The sequence below is a fragment of the Wigglesworthia glossinidia endosymbiont of Glossina morsitans morsitans (Yale colony) genome, assembly GCF_000247565.1.
Lineage (GTDB): Bacteria > Pseudomonadota > Gammaproteobacteria > Enterobacterales > Enterobacteriaceae > Wigglesworthia > Wigglesworthia glossinidia_B.
The window spans coordinates 439,308-457,157 of record NC_016893.1 but is presented as its reverse complement, the minus strand read 5'-3'; the positions used below and the strand labels follow the sequence as shown (position 1 = coordinate 457,157).

Genomic DNA, 17,850 nt, shown 5'->3' with positions numbered 1-17,850 from the left:
AAAATATAGTTTATAATATTAAACTATTTTAAATTAATATTAAATTTAAATATCATATAAATATTTGAACATTTATTAAAAAATATATATATCAAAAGTATTATATGAAGCATCGTATACACTAATTTTTAAACTATATTCGAATAATATATTTTGAATAATTTCGTTTTTCTATAAAATTCTAAACTGTAATGATTAAAAATAAAAGTTTTATTAAAAAAATAAAAAAAAATATATTTTTATCCGTTAAAAATGCTTTAATAGAAGATCTTGGGAAAGAATTAGATGTGAATTCTGACATTACCAGTTCTTTATTAATGCATAATCATAATACTGTAGCGAATGTATTTACGCAAGACGAAGGAGTGCTATGCGGTACAAAATGGTTCGAAGAAGTATTTCAACAAATAGAAAAAAACATAAAAATTCATTGGTACGTATCAGACGGAGATAAAATAAAAAAAAATCAATTAATTTGTAATATACATGGACCAGCGCAAACTATTTTAATTGGAGAAAGAGTAGCGTTAAATTTTCTTCAAACTTTATCTGGAGTATCTACTAAAGTAAAAAGTTATGTAAAACTTTTAGAAAAAACAAACGTAAAATTACGAGATACTAGAAAAACAGTACCTGGATTAAGATATGCACTAAAATATGCAGTTTTATGTGGAGGCGCATGCAATCATCGGATGGGCTTATTTGATAGTATCTTAATTAAAGATAATCACATTAAATATTCTCGATCAATTAAAGATCTAGTGAATACTGCAAAATTAAATTTTCCTCATCTCCCTATAGAAGTAGAAGTAGAGAATTTAGAAGAACTTCAAGAAGCATTAGATGCTAAAACAGACATTATTATGCTAGACAATTTTTCTTATCAAAATATTAAAAAAGCAGTAAAAATAAATCGCAATAAAGCAATTTTAGAAGCATCAGGAAATATTACAAAACAAAATTTAGTTCAAATTGCCTCTACAGGCATTGATTATATTGCTGTTGGTAAATTAACAAAAAATATAAAATCTTTAGATTTCACTATGCATCTAGATTAAAAAGTTAATAATATTATTAATAAACAAAAAAGTTGTACATTGAAAATTTTTAAAAACTTTATAAGAATATTTTTTATTTAGATAAAAAAATAGATTCTTGAATTAAAGCGTTTGCTATTTTATCTAAATCATTACATAGAGAGTCTTGATTAATAGAAATACGTATTTTTTCTATTTTATTGATATCAATATTATTTTCTTTATTTTTTATTTTCTTAAAGAGTACGCTTAAATTTATTAAATCTTGATTTTTTTGCTTTTTATTTTTTAAAATAATATTATTTTTATATATTTGATTTTTATTTTTTTTTTCAATGTTATTAATTTTATCAACAAACTGTATTGCTTTAATGCTATTAATGCTCATTTATGCCTCTTAATTATAAATATTAAACTTTATTTTTTGGGATTGATTATTTTTTTGAATATATAAATGAAATATTATATGCATATCTATATAAAAAGATATTAGTTTCTATAAAATTTTTATATGAAACAAAATCATACATTTAAATTAAATAAATTTTTTATATTTATTTCAATATTAACAAAATTTTTAAAGTTATTTATATAAGCATCATAAAACAAATATGAAACAATTTAGATTTCATAAAATAAGAATTTTATTTTTTTTAATTGTTCCTATCATATTTATTGCTATTCCTAAACGCAGCTTATGTGCACTTTATTATATGCAGTTAAAAAGCCCATTAAATTATTCAAATCTTTCGATAAATCAGATTTACGGAGGATTAAAATATAGTATTTCCGCACAAAACATGCACTTTTTGTCTCAAAATGAATATATATTTTTTTCTTATCCTATAATAACAATTTTTGATGATCATCACATTCCTATGTGGATTATAGAATCTATACGCGCATATTTATCAAAAGATTATTTAAATTTATCTGGAAATGTACAAATAAAAAATTTTTTTTATCATACGTATATTAAGCGCTTATTAACTGAAAATTTTAAAATAAATTTAAGAACTCAAGACTTTATATCTAAGAAAAAAACTATTTTATATGGCTTATATTTTTGCTCTGTTGGAATAAATATGCAAGGAAATTTAAAAAATAAAATTATTACATTAAATCAAAATACTACTATTTTTCATGAAAAATAAAAAAATTTTAATATTACTTTATATTTTATTTTTCAAACAAATATCATTAGCATATGATATACCGATAGAAAAAGTGCAAATATTTGCATATAATCAAGTATTTTATATTGAATCTAAAAAAATAGTTTTTACTAAAAATGTTCAATTAAAATATAGAAATTTTATAATTAAAGCGGATAAAATTGTTCTTTTACAAGAAAAAAACAAAAAAAATTTTTTAGAAGGATATGGAAATCCAATTATTTTAAAACAAATTGAAAAAAATCAAATAATTACGCAAATCTCTTGTACGAAAATATATTTTCATATTACAGATAAAATTTTATTTTTATCAGGAGGTGTCAATTTTAAGCAAATTAATGGCAATATATTTAGTGATAACATGACAATTAATTTGAAAAGCAACATTATTCAAGCAAATAGTCAAAATCATAAACAAACTCAAACTATATTAACTTTTAAATAAAACACACTTTGATATTTCATCATATATTAATCAACATGTCGAAATTAACTATTAATAATATATTTAAATCATATAAAAAAAAAAAATAATATCCAATATTAGTCTGCACGTAAATTCTAACGAAATTGTAGGACTAGCCGGTCCTAATGGAGCAGGCAAAACAACTACTTTTTATATAATAGCAGGTGTACTACATGCCGATCGTGGTCAAATCATTCTGAATAATAAAAACATTAGTAATTTTCCTTTATATATGCGTGTTAGATTAGGTATCGGATACTTACCCCAAGAACCAGCAATATTACTAGGAATAAGTGTATTAGATAATTTAATGATAGCTTTACAAAATCGTTCTGATTTAAATAAACTTCAAAAATATAAAGTAGCTCGGAATCTTATGGAAGAGTTCAACATTAGTCACATTCAAAAAAATCTAGGTTATGTTTTATCTGGAGGTGAAAAACGCAGATTAGAAATAGCACGTACACTTGCTATTAAACCAAAATTTGTTTTATTAGATGAACCATTTTCCGGAGTCGATCCAATTGCAATTTCTAACATTAAAAAAATTATGAAAATTTTATGTAAAAAAAATTTAGGAATAATAATTACAGATCATAATACAAATGAAATTTTTTCAATATGTCATCGTATATATATTATCAATCAAGGCAAATTAGTTGCTTCAGGCTCTCCAAAAATAATCAAAGAAAATATATACGTACAAAACATTTACTTAGGCAACAATGTATAAATACTTTTTAAGTAAATTAATGTAAAAATAAAATTTAAAAATTTAATATATAAAATGAATATTATTTAATTTTTTCGATAAAAATATAATATTTATTAAATTTCTTTATAATGCTTGTTTAAATTAAGAAAATTGTTAATAAATATTATATAAAGCAAATTATTTAATTTATTCAGATTAAAAATCTAAAAATATAAAAAAATAATTATAAAAGTTTTAGTTGTGTAAATAAAAAATAAGCATAATTATTGTAGTCAAATAGATTCTTAATAAGAATTTTATATTTAATTGAATCAGAAAATATTCAATTTTTTTATAACATCAAAATTTTTTAAATATTTAATTAATACGACGTTCTAGTTTAATTATGATATACCAATGTGTAAAATATCGCGCATACGTATTATGCCTAAAAGATAATTATTTATTGCTACTAATAAAAATTTTACATTACTAAATTTCATCTCTTCTAAAGCTTCTGAAACTAAAATATTCGGATTAATAATTTTAAATTCAGACGTCATAACAGTATTAATAGAAGTATGTTTAAAATCTAAATCTGATTTAGAAAGATTAACAAGAATTTTTGATGTAAAAATGCCTAATATTTTTTTATGATCATTTAAAACTACTACAGTACCAAAATTTTTTTTTGCAATTTCTATAATGGCATTAAAAATAGAACAAGTCCAATTTACAATCGGAATTTTATTTTTAGCACGCATTATATCATGTACACGCATTAACAATTTTTTTCCTAATAATCCTCCTGGATGAAAAAAAGAAAAATCTTTAACATTAAAATTTTTTGCACGTGATAATGAAATTGCTAACGCATCTCCTATAATCAATGCGGCTGTTGTACTCGTGGTAGGCGCATCTAAATTGAAAGCTTCTTGTGTTTTATGAATACAAATAACAGCATTTGCTGATTTTGCTACTGTACTTAAAGGATTTTCAGTAATACAAATATAGGGAATATTTAAATGTTTTATAAACGAAATTAAAATAATTATTTCGTTGGATTCTCCAGATTTAGAAAATGCAATAATAATATCACCAGATGATAACATTCCTAAATCTCCATGACTTGCTTCGTTCGGATGTATAAAAAAAGAAGGATTGCCCGTACTAGAAAATGTAGCAGCTAATTTTTTAGCTATATGTCCTGATTTTCCTACACCCATAGTGACTATTTTTCCACTACAATTTAACAAAATTTCTCCGGCTTTTTGAAAATTTTGATTAATACATTGATGTAAGTGTTTTAAATTTTTTAATTCTAAAGATAATATTTCTTTCCCGGATGTAATAAAATCAAAAGTTGAAACTGTAATATTTTTAAACATTTTCGATATCCCAATAAAATTTAATTATGAACAAAAATTTATATTATCAATATTTATTGCATACATTAATTACAAGATGTATGTTTTTAATTATAATGTACTATTTATACAAATATTTAAGAAGATATATTTTTAAAAATTTAATTTATACTTAAAATTTTATAAAATTAATATATTTTGAAATATAAATTAAAAATTTTTCTTTATTGCATGAAAATAAAAAAATAAGCATTTATTTTTTAATATGTTTAAAAATGTTATATTTCATATAAATTTATTTATATTAAAAAAAATTTTCTTTAAACATTTAAAAATAAACTATATGTAGAATTATACAATTTTGTAACTTAATGGATTCTATATTAGAATATTGTATTAGAAAAATTTGATAAAATTTTTTCGTTAGTAACAAATTTATAACACAATATTAAGAAAAATTAATACTTTGTATATTAAAAATTATTGTTCGATATGCATTAAATATTTTATAATAAAATGAGTAAGTTAAATATTAATAAAATAATTTTTTTTAAAAAATTCAGGAAGTTTAATGGAAATTAAAACAATCAAAAATATACTTAAAAAAGCACTAAAATGCAATAATATTCATATAGATAACAATGGAAAATATTTCAAAATTTTTGTAATTAGCGATATATTTATTAAATTAAATCGTATTCAAAGAGAACAAATAGTTTATCAACCTCTAAAATTATATATTAAAAACAATGACATTCATGCCATATCTGTTTACACATATACTCTAAAAGAATGGGAAATTAAAAAAAATACTCATCTTAAAAAACAGTAATTATTATGTTTATTAATTAAATTAATAGAGATAAGAAAACGTGAATCAATTTTACATACAGGGTGCAACAAAATTAAGTGGAGACGTTATAATATCAGGTTCTAAAAATTCCTCGCTGCCTATTTTATTTGCAACAATATTATCGGAAGAAGAAATTGAAATACAAAACGTTCCTAAGTTAAAAGATATTGAAATTGCTATAAGTTTATTAAAATACTTAGGGGCTACAGTTGAAGAAAATAAATCTATTTATGTCAATGCTAGAAACATCAACATATATCATGCACCATGTCAATTAGTTAAAAACATACGTGCGTCAATTTGGATTTTAGGACCTTTACTCGCTAGATTTGGGGAAGGCAAAATTTCTCTTCCTGGAGGATGCGATATTGGCCCGAGACCAGTAGATTTACATATTGATGGATTAAAAAAACTTGGCGCTAAAATTTATTTTAAAGACGGTTATGTTACAGCCAATGTTAAAGGGCGATTACATTCAGCACATATTATAATGAAAAAGATCAGTGTAGGCGCAACAGTTACAGTTATGAGCGCCGCAACTTTAGCGATTGGCATGACTATTATTGAAAATGCTGCTAGAGAGCCAGAAATAATTGAAACAGCTAATTTTTTAATTTTATTAGGTGCTAAAATAAATGGAGTAGGCACGAAAACTATTATAATACAAGGCGTAAAAAAATTAAAAGGTGGTGTATATCGAATTTTACCAGATCGTATAGAAACCGGCACATTCTTAGTAGCAGGTGCAATATCGCGAGGAAAAATTACATGTCATGATACTAATCCTAATAATTTAAATATTGTTTTAAAAAAACTTCATGAAGCAGGTGCGAAAATTAATATAGGAAAAAATTGGATTAAATTGGATATGCATGGAAAAAGACCCCGAGCTGTAGAAATAAAAACAGAACCGTATCCTGGATTTCCAACAGATATGCAAGCGCAATTTACTTTGCTAAATTTAGTGTCTAAAGGACTGGGTATTATTACAGAAACAATTTTTGAAAATAGATTTATGCATGTTCCAGAACTTATAAGAATGGGAGCTCAAGCAATTATTAAAAGTAATAAAATTTTTTGCTATGGAGTTAATCGACTATCTGGCACGCAAGTAATTGCTAAAGATCTAAGATCTTCTGCTAGTTTAATTCTTGCGGGGTGTATTGCAGATGGCGTTACAATAGTAGATTGTGTTTCACATATCGATCGAGGATATGACTGTATTGAAAAAAAACTTAAAAATTTAGGTGCAAATATTAAAAGGCTAAAATTGTAAACGTATTTATTTGTACAACAAGTTAATTTTAATTTTATCAAATTAAATAAAACATCCAATTTTTTCTGCTACTTTTTGATAACACTCTACAATATCGTAGTTTAGATTATCTCTAAAAATATCTTTATCCATTTTTTTAAATGTTTTTTTTTCCCAAACTCGACTATTATCCAAAGAAAATTCATCTCCCAATGTCAGAATTCCATTAAACAAACCAAATTCTAACTTAAAATCTATCAGAATCAATTCGGATCTAAAAAATAATTTTTGTAAAATATAATTTATGTAAATTGTTGTTTTTTTTATATTTTCTAAATGTTTAGAATTAATTAATTTAAATGTGATACAGTGTGTTTCATTAATTATTGGATCTCCTAAAGAATCGTTTTTAAGGTATATTTCTAAAATAGGCGGATTTAAAAAAGATCTTTCCTCCAAGTTAAATCTTTTGACTATTGATCCAGAGGCATAATTACGTATGACACACTCTATAGGAAACATTTTTAAATTTTTGACTAATGTTTGATTTTCCGAAAATAAAGATATTACATGCGTTTGAATATTTTTTTTAGCTAACTTATTCATGATAAAATAACTAAATTTGTTATTAATAATATCTTTTTTTTCAAATTTTTTGATGTATTTCCCATTAAATTTAGATATATCTTGCTTAAATTCGAGCACTAATATTTTTGGATCATTCGTTTTATACAAAATTTTTGACTTTCCGTCATAAATTTTACTAAGCTTTTGAATTTTCATACTATAAGTAAAGCACTTGAAGATAAATTTTAATATTCAATTGAAACTTAAAAATTGTTTATTTCTTGATAAGAAATATTAGTATTGTTTAATATTTTTTTTAAAAAATACATGTTTTTTTTATCTATATTAATAATAGGAAGTCGTGATTTATATGTTTTAATTAGTCCTAAAAATTTACATGCCCATTTTATAGGAGCAGGATTAGGTGCAATCGTAAGTGCACTATATAATTGATAAAACTTACGATATATTTTTTCTGCTTGATAATAATGTTTATTATACATTAAAAAACATAATTGATCTGATTCTTTAGCAAGAATATTGGCTGCCATAGAAATTACGCCACATCCACCTAATTTCATGAAGTCTACTATATTAATATCGTCTCCGCATAATATGCTAAAATGATTATTAGATAAAAATTTTATTTTTTTAATTCGACTTAAATCTCCACTAGATTCCTTAACACCAACAATATTTGTAATTTTTGATAGTTTTGCAATCGTTTCTGGTAGTATATCGCATCCAGTACGACGAGGAATGTTATAAATAATTTGAGGAATGTTGGTAAATTCAGAAATTTTTTTAAAATATTGATATAAACCAACTTGATTTGGACAACTATAATATGGTGTTGATATTAAATATCCCGATATACTTGTTTGATTATAAAAAGAAATTTGTTTTAATATTGCTTGTAATGAAGAAGATCCTATTCCCATAATAATGGGTATTTTTTTAGCGCAAAAATCTAATACATACGTTAACATTTTACATTTTTCTCTAAAATTTAAAGAATAACCTTCTCCTGTTGTGCTTAAAATTAATATTGCTGAAGTTTTACTATGCATATGATAAATTAGTAATTTCTTTAGACTAAAGAAATCTATCTTTCCTGAATTTAACATAGGTGTAATTAATGCTACTATACTGCCTGAAAACATTTATAATTTCCTATAAAATTATATTTATATGTGTTTAAATAAATTATTATATTTCAGTATATGTTAATATCTTTTAAAAAAATTTATTTTATAAAAATTAAATTATATATAAAATTTATTTATTGAATAATAATAAGTTAAATTTCTATTATACCAAAACTTTTTATTATTCAATACTGACTGTACAGTATACAGAATATATAATTATTTTTTAATAAAATTCGATGAAATATAATTTTTTATAATTATTTAATAGCTATTTTAAATAGAAAAATTTTCAAAAAATATAGATGTTTTATGTAATTTTCTAGGTATAATTTTTCCAACTTTCCATGCTTTTTCTCCATTTTCTTTTAGTATTTGCAGTGATTTTGTAGCATTCTTTTCAGAAACAATAATAATCATTCCAATTCCACAATTAAAAATATTATACATTTCTAACTTTTGAATACTAGCAATATTACTTAGCCATTTAAAAATAATTGGCCACTTCCAAGTTTTTTCTTGAATTAAAGCACATGTTGTTTCTGGTAAAATTCTTGTAATATTTTCAATTAATCCGCCTCCTGTAATATGGGCAATAGCATGTATATTAATTTTTTGCATTAAATTTAATATGGATTTTACGTAAATACGAGTAGGAATTAATAAATAATCAATTAATTTTTGTTGATCTAAAATGTATTGATTGTAATCAATTTTTTTTTGTAATATAATTTTTCTTATTAGAGAATATCCGTTAGAGTGTAATCCATTAGAAGCTAGTGCTAAAATTGAATCTCCAATTCTAACTTTATCAGTATCAATTAAATTTGACTGATTTGCTATTCCAACACAAAATCCCGACAAATCATAATCTTTTTTCTTATATATTCCTGGCATTTCTGAAGTTTCTCCGCCGACTAACGCACATTGAGAAATTTTACATCCTTCTATAATTCCTTCAATAATCTGCAAAGATATTTTTATATCTAGTTTTCCAGTGGCATAATAATCTAAAAAAAAGATAGGTTTTGCTCCTTGTGTAAGGATATCATTTACGCACATTGCTACGAGATCTATACCGATATTTTTATGCATATTAGTATCAATTGCAAAACGTAACTTTGTTCCAACTCCATCCGTACTTAAAACTAATATTGGTTGATTATATATTTTGGGAACCGCACATAATGCGGCAAATCCTCCAATGCTATTCATTACTTCTGGAGAATATGTGGTAATCGCTATAGATTTTATTTTATTCATTAAAATATGAGCTGATTCAATATTAACTCCAGACTTTTTATATAAAGAAAATTTTTGATTTTTCATATTTTTTATTTTAAAAAAACTAACAAAATTATAATATACTAAATCTTAATTTTTTTCAGAACATTTTTATATCTCATGAATATTTAAATACATATTAAAACTTATAAAAAATTTTTTATTTAAATAACTTTAAGTATGTTAAAATTAAACTCGTTGAATTATAAAAAGCACTTTTTTACGTCTGTAGCTCAGCATGGTTAGAGTGCCACCTTGACATGGTGGAGGTCAGTGGTTCAAATCCACTCAGACGTAAAATAAAAAAATTTATATACATCAAATTGATTATAAATTTGTAAAATTTAAAAGATATTTTTTATTGTAAGTACATAAAATATAGTCTATACTCGATAGAACAAATTTATTAATATTTAACAAAGAATTTCATGTTTACAGGAATTATACAAGGTATAGGGACTGTCACTTTTTTAAAAAAAAGCAATAACTTATTTACTTATAGCGTACTTTTCCCGAAAAATCTTTTATCAAATTTATCAATAGGAGATTCTATATCTAACAACGGATGCTGTTTAACAATAACTAAAATTGAAAACGAACATATAACTTTTGATTTAATACAAGAAACAATTAAAATTACAAACTTTTCTAACATAAAAGTTGGCGATCGTATTAACCTAGAAAAATCAACTACGCTTTGTCAACCAATAGGCGGGCATGTTATGTCCGGTCATGTTACATGCTGCGGAAAAATATCAAAAGTTAATGTTGATTCAAATTCAAAAACTATATGCGTTGAAGTTTTAAATAAAAAGTTAATGAAATATTTTTTTTATAAAGGATATATTGGAATTGAAGGAATTAGTCTAACTATTTCAAAAATGTTTAATAACGGCTTTTATGTACATTTAATTCCCGAAACAATTTCTAAAACAACTTTAAATACTAAAATAGTCGGAGATTTATTAAATATCGAAATAGATTTAAACATACAAGCGATTGTTGATACAACAGAAAAAATAATCAGTAAAAAATTTAATTAATGCATGCAAGTAAGTATGACGTTAAAATTTATATGCAATATTTTTTTTTGGAAAATTATATGGATAATACAATAAAAAAAATTAAGGAACAAATAAAAAAAAACTTAATTATTTTATATATGAAAGGTTCTCCGGAACATCCTAAGTGTGGATTTTCTGCGCAAATATCACAAATATTATGTAATTCAGGATTTAGATTTGCATATATAGATGTTCTTGAAAATCCAGATATTCGTTTGAAATTACCTGAGTTCGCTAACTGGCCAACTTTTCCTCAATTATGGATTAATGGTAATTTAATTGGAGGATGCGATATAGTAACACAAATGCATAAAAACGGGGAATTAATACCACTAATTAGTAATGCATTAAAGTCGGCAACTCCTAACGAATAAAAGATACTTTTAAATTATCATTATTTATATTTAATTCTTTTATTCTGATTAACTGGCCATCCGCCTAAGCGCTTCCATCGATTCACGATTTCACAAAATAATTTAGCAGTTCTTTCTGTATCATACAATGCCGAATGTGCGGAGTTAGTATCAAATTTAATTCCGGCCGCTATACATGCTTTAGCCAAAACTGTTTGTCCAAGCGCTAATCCACTTAATGTTGCTGTATCAAAAGTTGAAAAAAGATGAAACGGATTGTATTTTAATGATGATCGTTTAATAGCTGCCATCAGAAAACTATGGTCAAAAGCTGCGTTGTGTGCAACTACGATTGCTTTAGTACAAGATTGCAAATTAATACCTTGATGCACAGTATAAAAAATTTTTTTCAGCGCTTCAATTTCTTTTATTGCAGTTCTTAAAGGATTATAAGGATCAATTTTATTAAATGCCAGTGCTGTTTTTTCAATGTTTAAACCAGGAAACGGAATAATATGAAAATGTAATTTACGATCTATGATTAACCATCCATTATGATCCATTTTAAACGTAATTATTGCAATTTCTAATAAAGCATCTTTTTCAGAATTAAATCCTGCAGTTTCTACATCAATTACTACTGGATAAAATCCTCTAAAACGTTTATGCAGGGTATTTTTTTGATTTTTTTGAAGCATAATAAAAATTTAAAATTATAATAAAAGTAATTCTTTTATTAAAAATGTTTCAATACATTATATAATAAAAAATGAATTTAAACTCATTCGCATCAAAATATTATTGACTTTTATATTATGATTGATTTTAATTAACTATCAATAATTTAATAAATTTATTAATTGTAAGTTATAACATTTTGATTATATTGTAAATATTTCTTGAAAAAAACAAATATACATCAAAATTATTCTAATTATAACATAATAATTATTTATTAATAATTTATAGAATATAAATAAATTTTTTAATACAATTAATGTCATATAAAATATTAAAATAACAAATATAAACATTGTATATGTTTTTTAAAAATATGTATAATTGTATTTATTTAAAATAAATAATATTTTTTGAATTACTAAATATATTAATAAAATATAAAATTATTTAATATCTGTTTAGATAAGGAGAGCAAATTGGAATCACCATTAGGATCTGATTTAGCGCGTTTAGTAAGAATATGGCGTGCCTTAATTGATCATCGCTTAAAACCATTAGAGCTTACACAAACACACTGGATAACTTTACATAATATTTGCCAATTACCACCTGAACAATCTCAAATTCAATTGGCAAAAGCAATCGGGATTGAGCAACCGTCACTAGTAAGGACTTTAGATCAGTTAGAAGAAAAAAAACTTATTACACGCCATACGTGTGCAAATGATAGGAGAGCTAAAAGAATTAAGTTAACTAAATTTGCAGAACCAATTATTAAGCAAGTTAATAATGTTATTCACACTACACGAGAAGAAATTCTTAATGGTATTAATCAAGAAGAAATTAAATGGCTTAGTCAAATGATTTCTAAATTAGAAAAGAATATTCTAGAATTGTACAATAAATCTTAACTCTACTAAAGTAGATTTTAACAAATATATCCGGTCTTACTTAAGACCGGCTAATTTCAAAGTTTATGATTATTTCTTTTTTTTGAGCATTAAATGAATAAAAAATTAAATACAATTTTATTGTCACGTAGAGAATATACAATAGGAAAATTAAGAAGTTATCAATTGACTTATCATCCGATAAATTTATTTAAATTATGGTTAAAAGATGCATATCAAGCAAAAATACCAGATCTTAATATGATGAGTCTAGGCACAGTAGATCAAAAAAATAGACCGTATCAAAGAATTGTTTTACTAAAAAAAATTGAACAGAACAAAATTATATTTTTTACTAACTTTAAAAGCAGAAAAGCATTTCATATACAACATAATGCTCATGTTAGTCTATTATTTATATGGAATCATATTAATAGACAAATTTTATTTTTAGGTACTGCAAAAAAAATATCACGTGACAAAATTGTAAAATATTTTTATACTCGACCAAGATTAAGTCAAATTAGCATCTGGGCATCAAAACAATCACAAAAAATTCCTAATAGAAAAATATTAGAAAATAAATTTAAAAAATTTCAAAAAAAATTTTCAAATACATATATACCGTGTCCAAAATTTTGGGGAGGGTATCAAGTCGATATTGATACAGCAGAATTTTGGCAAGGCAGATGTAATCGATTACATGATAGATTTTTATATAAAAAAATTAATTCCAAATGGAAAAAAATGCGTGTATCTCCGTAATTTTTAGAATAAATTATTTTATGAAATAAAAAATAACATGAGAACTAATATTATCCAAGAATTGTACAACCGAGGTTTAATTAAAAAATTAACTGACGAAATTAATCTAAAAAAAACCGTACAAGAAAAAAAAATTCATATTTATTGCGGGTTTGATCCCACTGCAGAAAGTTTGCATATAGGACACTTAATACCTTTATTATGTTTAAAACATTTTTATTTAAATGGACACATTCCTATCGTCGTAATAGGTGGAGCTACTGCATTAATTGGAGATCCTAGTTTCAAAGAAAAAAATGCGAATTTTTTGCATAAAGAAACAGTTTATAATTGGACTCAAAAAATAGAAAAACAAATCAAAAGTTTTATATTATGTAAAAAAAATTTAACATCCTTAAATATTTTAAATAATTATTCTTGGTTAAAAAATTTAACTATTTTGGATTTTTTAAGAAAATTTGGAATTTACTGTTCAGTAAACAAATTATTAAATAAAGAATCAATCAAAATGAGATTGCGAAAAAAAGCTCATCTATCATTCATGACTTTTTCTTATAGTTTTCTGCAAGGATATGATTATTGCTTCTTAAATAAAAAATATAATGTAATATTACAAATTGGCGGGTCAGATCAATGGGGAAATATCACTTTAGGAATTGATTTGGTAAATCATGTAAATAAAAAAACCGTATATGGACTTACTACACCATTAATGGTTAGATCTAATGGAACTAAATTAGGAAAATCTGATAATTGTAAATCAATTATTTGGTTAGATAAAAATAAAACTAGCGTTTATGATTTTTATCAATTTTGGCTTAACTCTTCAGACGAAGATGTATTTAAATTTTTAAAAATGTTTACTTTTTTAAAAATTTCAGATATTTCTAAACTAGAAAAAAAATTTATTCATAAAAAAATAAAACCATTTGTAATACAAAAAATTTTAGCTCAAGAAATTACGCATATTGTACACGGAAAAAAACAACTAAACTTAGCAAAAAAAGCAACAAGTATTTTATTTCATAAAGATGTTTTAAAAATTTCAGAAAAAGATTTTATTTTATTATCAATTTCGGGAGTTCGTATATATAAAGTTTTTAAAAAAAATATAGATATCAAAAGTATTTTAGTAAATTCTGGATTATCCAAATCAAAAAAAAATGCTCAAAATATAATTTTATCTTCTTCGGTTTCTATTAATAATAGCAAAAATGTGCCCGAAAATTATATCTTTAAAAATTCAGATAAATTATACGATAAATACACGATATTAAAAAAAGGAAAAAAAAATTTCTGCTTGTTAATTTGGATGCATGCATTTTAAAATATATCATTTTGATGATACAGGCATAAATCATTTAAAATGCAACTTTTACATAAAGGATTTTTAGATTTACATGTATATTTTCCATGTAATACAAGCCACATATGACTATTTAAAACAAATTTTTTTGGAATATTAGAAATCAGCTGATTTTCAATAAATCTAAGATTATTTGATTTTGATAATCCTAATCGATTACTTACTCGAAAAACATGGGTATCTACGCCGATAGTATTTTGATGAAATGCAACATTTAGTATAACATTTGCACTTTTTCTGCCAATTCCTGGAAGCGACTCTAAGTCGGATCTATTATTTGGAATATTGCCGCGAAAGTTTTTTATTAAAATTTGGCAAGCTCGTATTATATATTCAGTTTTTTTTTTATATAACCCAATGGATCGGATACAATCCATAATTTTTTGCTTACCCAAGCGTAACATTTTTTTAGGATTATTAGCTTGATTAAATAATTTTTTAGTAATTTTATTTACTTGAACGTCTTTTGATTTTGCAGACAACAAAACAGCTATTAAAAGCTCAAAATTAGATGAAAATTTTAGTTCAATTTCTGGATTGGGAATATTTTTTTTTAATCTTAAAAAAATAGTAGAAATTATTTTTTTTTTCATTTAACAAATTAATTTTTCAATATATAGTTGTAAATTTACTTATTTGTTTATTAAATAATTTTTATGTTGTTCTAATGCTTCGTTCCATAATCTATTAAATTCTAGTTCATATTTTTCTGCAATTTCTGCGCTATTTTTTATAAAAATTACATTTTCCGCATTTTTGTTTGCTGCACTTTGTGTATAATTAAATGATCCAGTTTGTACTGATTTATGATCAATAATCATAAATTTATTATGCATAATAGAATATTTGTCATTTAATCTGACTGGAATTTTATGATTAGATAAATATGTCACTGCAGTGTATTTTCCGCTATTTGATTTTTTATCTGCTAAAACTCTAATTTTTACTCCACGATGTTCAGCATCCATTAGCGCTAAACTGATTAATTTACTTGTAAATGAATATGCTGCGATATCGATAGATATCGAAGACTCTTTTATTGCATCTAATATAATTTTTTGTGCAGTGTTTCCTGGAGAAAATCCAATGCGAATTGAATTAGGATCTGTATAACAATTTGCACTTAATACAACATTTGAATTAATAAAATTAAAAAAAATTAAAAAAATGAAAAAAAATTGTTTCATATTGTTTGTGATATGCTTGAAAATATACATATTAAAATTTTAAACTATATTTTTTTTTTGTAAAATTAAATTTTTTTAACTTTTTTAAAAATTTTATTTAATTTTGTATTAAATTAAAAAATTAGAAAATTTTTTCGGGACAATTTTTTGATTAATGTACATAAAAAAAATTTATTATAAAGCATTAATAAAAATTTAAATGTTTCTAAAAATTTAATTTTAGTTTTCTAAAAAAATATTTAATTTTTCATTTTAATCATTTTTTTTAAACATATTAATTTATCAAATTCATTTTCTGATAGATAACCTAACTTTATGCAAGCTTCCTTTAAAGTAAAATTTTTTTTATGTGCTAATTTTGCAATTTTAGCAGATTTATCATATCCGATATGTGGTGTTAAAGCAGTTACTAACATCAGTGATTTTTTTAAAAATTTATCAATTTTTTCTTTATTTGGTTGAATCCCTAAAACGCAATTTTTGTTAAAACTGCAAATTCCATCTGAAAGAAGCCTGACAGATTGCAAAAAGTTATAAATAATCATCGGTCTAAATACGTTTAATTGAAAATTTCCAGATGCTCCACCAATATTTATTGAAGTATCGTTTCCAAAAACTTGACAGCATATCATTGTCATAGATTCACATTGTGTAGGATTAATTTTTCCTGGCATAATAGAACTACCTGGTTCATTTTCTGGAATTAATAACTCGCCTATACCGCATCTTGGACCAGAAGATAACCACCGAATATCATTAGCAATTTTCATCATAGACGCTGATAAACCCTTTAAAGCACCGTGGGAATGTACTAAAGCATCGCATGTACTTAAAGATTCAAATTTATTAGGTGAAGTGGTAAATTCATGATTAGTTAATTTCGATAAAATTTCAGCTGTTTTTTTTGGATACAATTTATGAGCATTTAATCCTGTGCCTACTGCAGTACCTCCTAACGCTATTTCAGACAAATGAGAAATAGTATTTTGAATATGAAAAATACTTTTTTGCAACATATATTTCCAAGCAGAAATTTCTTGTCCTAAAGTTAAAGGTACAGCGTCTTGCAAATGAGTACGTCCAACTTTAATAATATTGTCAAATTGTATTGATTTTTTAGTTAAGGTATCAATCAGATCTTGAATATTTGGCAATAAATTATTTTTTAAAGCAGTGATTGCAGATATATGCATAGCAGTCGGAAAAACATCATTAGAGCTTTGACTTTTATTAACATGGTCGTTTGGATGTATTATAGAATAATCTCCATAATTTCCACCTAATATTTTTATAGCGATATTTGCAATAACCTCGTTAATGTTCATATTAGTTTGTGTGCCAGAACCAGTTTGCCAAATTTTTAATGGAAAACTGTTTGAATATTTTCCTGATAATATTTTTTTGATAGCTTTTAAAATTGCATCTGCTTTATTTACATTTAATAGATTTAGTTCTTTATTAACTTTTGTAGCAGCATATTTCACCTGCGCTAAAGCATGAATAAATTCGTATGGTACAATTTCTGTAGAAATATTAAAGTTTTTTAAAGATCTTTGCGTATGAGAGCCCCATAAACTTTCTTTTGGTATCGCAATTATTCCAAAAAAATCTTTTTCTTCTCTAAAATTTGACATAAGTTGTTCCTTAATATAAAAAATTTACTAGAAAATTTTTTTATACTCTGTATAGATTATATTT

The 17,850-nt window shown here is 24.0% G+C and carries 19 protein-coding genes, 1 tRNA gene and 1 pseudogene; 12 read left to right on the top strand and 9 right to left on the bottom strand.

The window, feature by feature from the left end; all coding sequences use genetic code 11:
• Nucleotides 1-191: 191 nt before the first annotated feature.
• On the top strand, nt 192-1,058 hold the full coding sequence (nadC, locus tag WIGMOR_RS02240; protein WP_014354215.1) for a carboxylating nicotinate-nucleotide diphosphorylase: 867 nt from the start codon (nt 192-194) through the stop codon (nt 1,056-1,058).
• A 73-nt stretch (nt 1,059-1,131) separates the two neighbouring features.
• Here the strand turns inward: nadC and WIGMOR_RS02235 are convergent, their stop codons facing one another.
• Nucleotides 1,132-1,425, bottom strand: coding sequence for a hypothetical protein (locus WIGMOR_RS02235; protein ID WP_014354214.1), 294 nt, complete (start codon nt 1,423-1,425; stop codon nt 1,132-1,134).
• Nucleotides 1,426-1,648: 223 nt separating this feature from the next.
• Between WIGMOR_RS02235 and lptC the strand changes: the two genes are divergently transcribed.
• The 3 genes and pseudogenes from lptC to lptB all read left to right on the top strand — a co-directional run bounded on the left by lptC (nt 1,649) and on the right by lptB (nt 3,411).
• Complete coding sequence (gene lptC / locus WIGMOR_RS02230; RefSeq protein WP_014354213.1) at nt 1,649-2,191, top strand: LPS export ABC transporter periplasmic protein LptC; 543 nt, start codon at nt 1,649-1,651, stop codon at nt 2,189-2,191.
• On the top strand, nt 2,181-2,657 hold the full coding sequence (locus WIGMOR_RS02225) for an LptA/OstA family protein (RefSeq protein ID WP_014354212.1): 477 nt from the start codon (nt 2,181-2,183) through the stop codon (nt 2,655-2,657). Before lptC ends, WIGMOR_RS02225 begins: the two co-directional genes overlap by 11 nt.
• A gap of 35 nt (nt 2,658-2,692) precedes the next feature.
• Nucleotides 2,693-3,411 (top strand): annotated as a pseudogene (gene lptB / locus WIGMOR_RS02220) (LPS export ABC transporter ATP-binding protein).
• A 365-nt stretch (nt 3,412-3,776) separates the two neighbouring features.
• Here the strand turns inward: lptB and WIGMOR_RS02215 are convergent.
• Entirely contained in the window at nt 3,777-4,760 is a 984-nt protein-coding gene (locus WIGMOR_RS02215; protein WP_014354210.1) for a KpsF/GutQ family sugar-phosphate isomerase, read from the bottom strand.
• A gap of 550 nt (nt 4,761-5,310) precedes the next feature.
• Between WIGMOR_RS02215 and WIGMOR_RS02210 the strand changes: the two genes are divergently transcribed.
• Both WIGMOR_RS02210 and murA read left to right on the top strand, forming a co-directional pair.
• Nucleotides 5,311-5,571 (top strand): BolA family protein, encoded by a 261-nt coding sequence (locus WIGMOR_RS02210; RefSeq protein ID WP_014354209.1) that lies wholly within the window; start codon nt 5,311-5,313, stop codon nt 5,569-5,571.
• A gap of 40 nt (nt 5,572-5,611) precedes the next feature.
• The gene (gene murA / locus WIGMOR_RS02205; protein WP_014354208.1) at nt 5,612-6,868 is read left to right on the top strand and encodes a UDP-N-acetylglucosamine 1-carboxyvinyltransferase; all 1,257 of its coding nucleotides are present in this window, start codon (nt 5,612-5,614) and stop codon (nt 6,866-6,868) included.
• Between the two features lie 42 nt (nt 6,869-6,910).
• Here murA and WIGMOR_RS02200 read toward each other — a convergent pair whose 3' ends face one another.
• The 3 genes from WIGMOR_RS02200 to purM all read right to left on the bottom strand — a co-directional run bounded on the left by WIGMOR_RS02200 (nt 6,911) and on the right by purM (nt 9,891).
• Nucleotides 6,911-7,624 carry a phosphoribosylaminoimidazolesuccinocarboxamide synthase gene (locus tag WIGMOR_RS02200; RefSeq protein WP_041944171.1) on the bottom strand — a complete coding sequence of 238 codons (714 nt, stop codon included), beginning with the start codon at nt 7,622-7,624 and terminating at the stop codon, nt 6,911-6,913.
• Nucleotides 7,625-7,677: 53 nt separating this feature from the next.
• Nucleotides 7,678-8,577 (bottom strand): 4-hydroxy-tetrahydrodipicolinate synthase, encoded by a 900-nt coding sequence (gene dapA / locus WIGMOR_RS02195; protein WP_014354206.1) that lies wholly within the window; start codon nt 8,575-8,577, stop codon nt 7,678-7,680.
• Between the two features lie 261 nt (nt 8,578-8,838).
• Complete coding sequence (purM, locus tag WIGMOR_RS02190) at nt 8,839-9,891, bottom strand: phosphoribosylformylglycinamidine cyclo-ligase (protein ID WP_014354205.1); 1,053 nt, start codon at nt 9,889-9,891, stop codon at nt 8,839-8,841.
• Nucleotides 9,892-10,068: 177 nt separating this feature from the next.
• Here purM and WIGMOR_RS02185 point away from each other — a divergent pair.
• The 3 genes from WIGMOR_RS02185 to grxD all read left to right on the top strand — a co-directional run bounded on the left by WIGMOR_RS02185 (nt 10,069) and on the right by grxD (nt 11,284).
• Nucleotides 10,069-10,143 (top strand) — tRNA-Val (locus tag WIGMOR_RS02185).
• Between the two features lie 131 nt (nt 10,144-10,274).
• Nucleotides 10,275-10,889: a riboflavin synthase gene (locus tag WIGMOR_RS02180; RefSeq protein WP_014354204.1), complete on the top strand. Its 615-nt coding sequence runs from the start codon at nt 10,275-10,277 to the stop codon at nt 10,887-10,889.
• Nucleotides 10,890-10,948: 59 nt separating this feature from the next.
• Nucleotides 10,949-11,284, top strand: a complete 336-nt coding sequence (grxD, locus tag WIGMOR_RS02175; protein ID WP_014354203.1) for a Grx4 family monothiol glutaredoxin — start codon at nt 10,949-10,951, stop codon at nt 11,282-11,284.
• A 20-nt stretch (nt 11,285-11,304) separates the two neighbouring features.
• Here the strand turns inward: grxD and rnt are convergent, their stop codons facing one another.
• Nucleotides 11,305-11,961: a ribonuclease T gene (gene rnt, locus WIGMOR_RS02170; protein ID WP_014354202.1), complete on the bottom strand. Its 657-nt coding sequence runs from the start codon at nt 11,959-11,961 to the stop codon at nt 11,305-11,307.
• A 459-nt stretch (nt 11,962-12,420) separates the two neighbouring features.
• Between rnt and slyA the strand changes: the two genes are divergently transcribed.
• The 3 genes from slyA to tyrS all read left to right on the top strand — a co-directional run bounded on the left by slyA (nt 12,421) and on the right by tyrS (nt 14,926).
• Complete coding sequence (slyA, locus tag WIGMOR_RS02165) at nt 12,421-12,855, top strand: transcriptional regulator SlyA (protein WP_014354201.1); 435 nt, start codon at nt 12,421-12,423, stop codon at nt 12,853-12,855.
• A 93-nt stretch (nt 12,856-12,948) separates the two neighbouring features.
• Nucleotides 12,949-13,599, top strand: coding sequence for a pyridoxamine 5'-phosphate oxidase (pdxH, locus tag WIGMOR_RS02160; RefSeq protein ID WP_014354200.1), 651 nt, complete (start codon nt 12,949-12,951; stop codon nt 13,597-13,599).
• A 37-nt stretch (nt 13,600-13,636) separates the two neighbouring features.
• Nucleotides 13,637-14,926, top strand: coding sequence for a tyrosine--tRNA ligase (gene tyrS, locus WIGMOR_RS02155; protein ID WP_014354199.1), 1,290 nt, complete (start codon nt 13,637-13,639; stop codon nt 14,924-14,926).
• Here tyrS and nth read toward each other — a convergent pair.
• The 3 genes from nth to fumC form a co-directional block, all read right to left on the bottom strand.
• On the bottom strand, nt 14,923-15,558 hold the full coding sequence (nth, locus tag WIGMOR_RS02150; protein ID WP_014354198.1) for an endonuclease III: 636 nt from the start codon (nt 15,556-15,558) through the stop codon (nt 14,923-14,925). The two genes, tyrS and nth, sit on opposite strands and share 4 nt — an antisense overlap.
• A gap of 39 nt (nt 15,559-15,597) precedes the next feature.
• A complete protein-coding gene (locus WIGMOR_RS02145) occupies nt 15,598-16,152 on the bottom strand; it encodes a phospholipase D family nuclease (protein ID WP_014354197.1) in 555 nt (184 codons plus the stop codon).
• Between the two features lie 239 nt (nt 16,153-16,391).
• The gene (gene fumC, locus WIGMOR_RS02140) at nt 16,392-17,786 is read right to left on the bottom strand and encodes a class II fumarate hydratase (RefSeq protein WP_014354196.1); all 1,395 of its coding nucleotides are present in this window, start codon (nt 17,784-17,786) and stop codon (nt 16,392-16,394) included.
• Nucleotides 17,787-17,850: the final 64 nt, after the last annotated feature.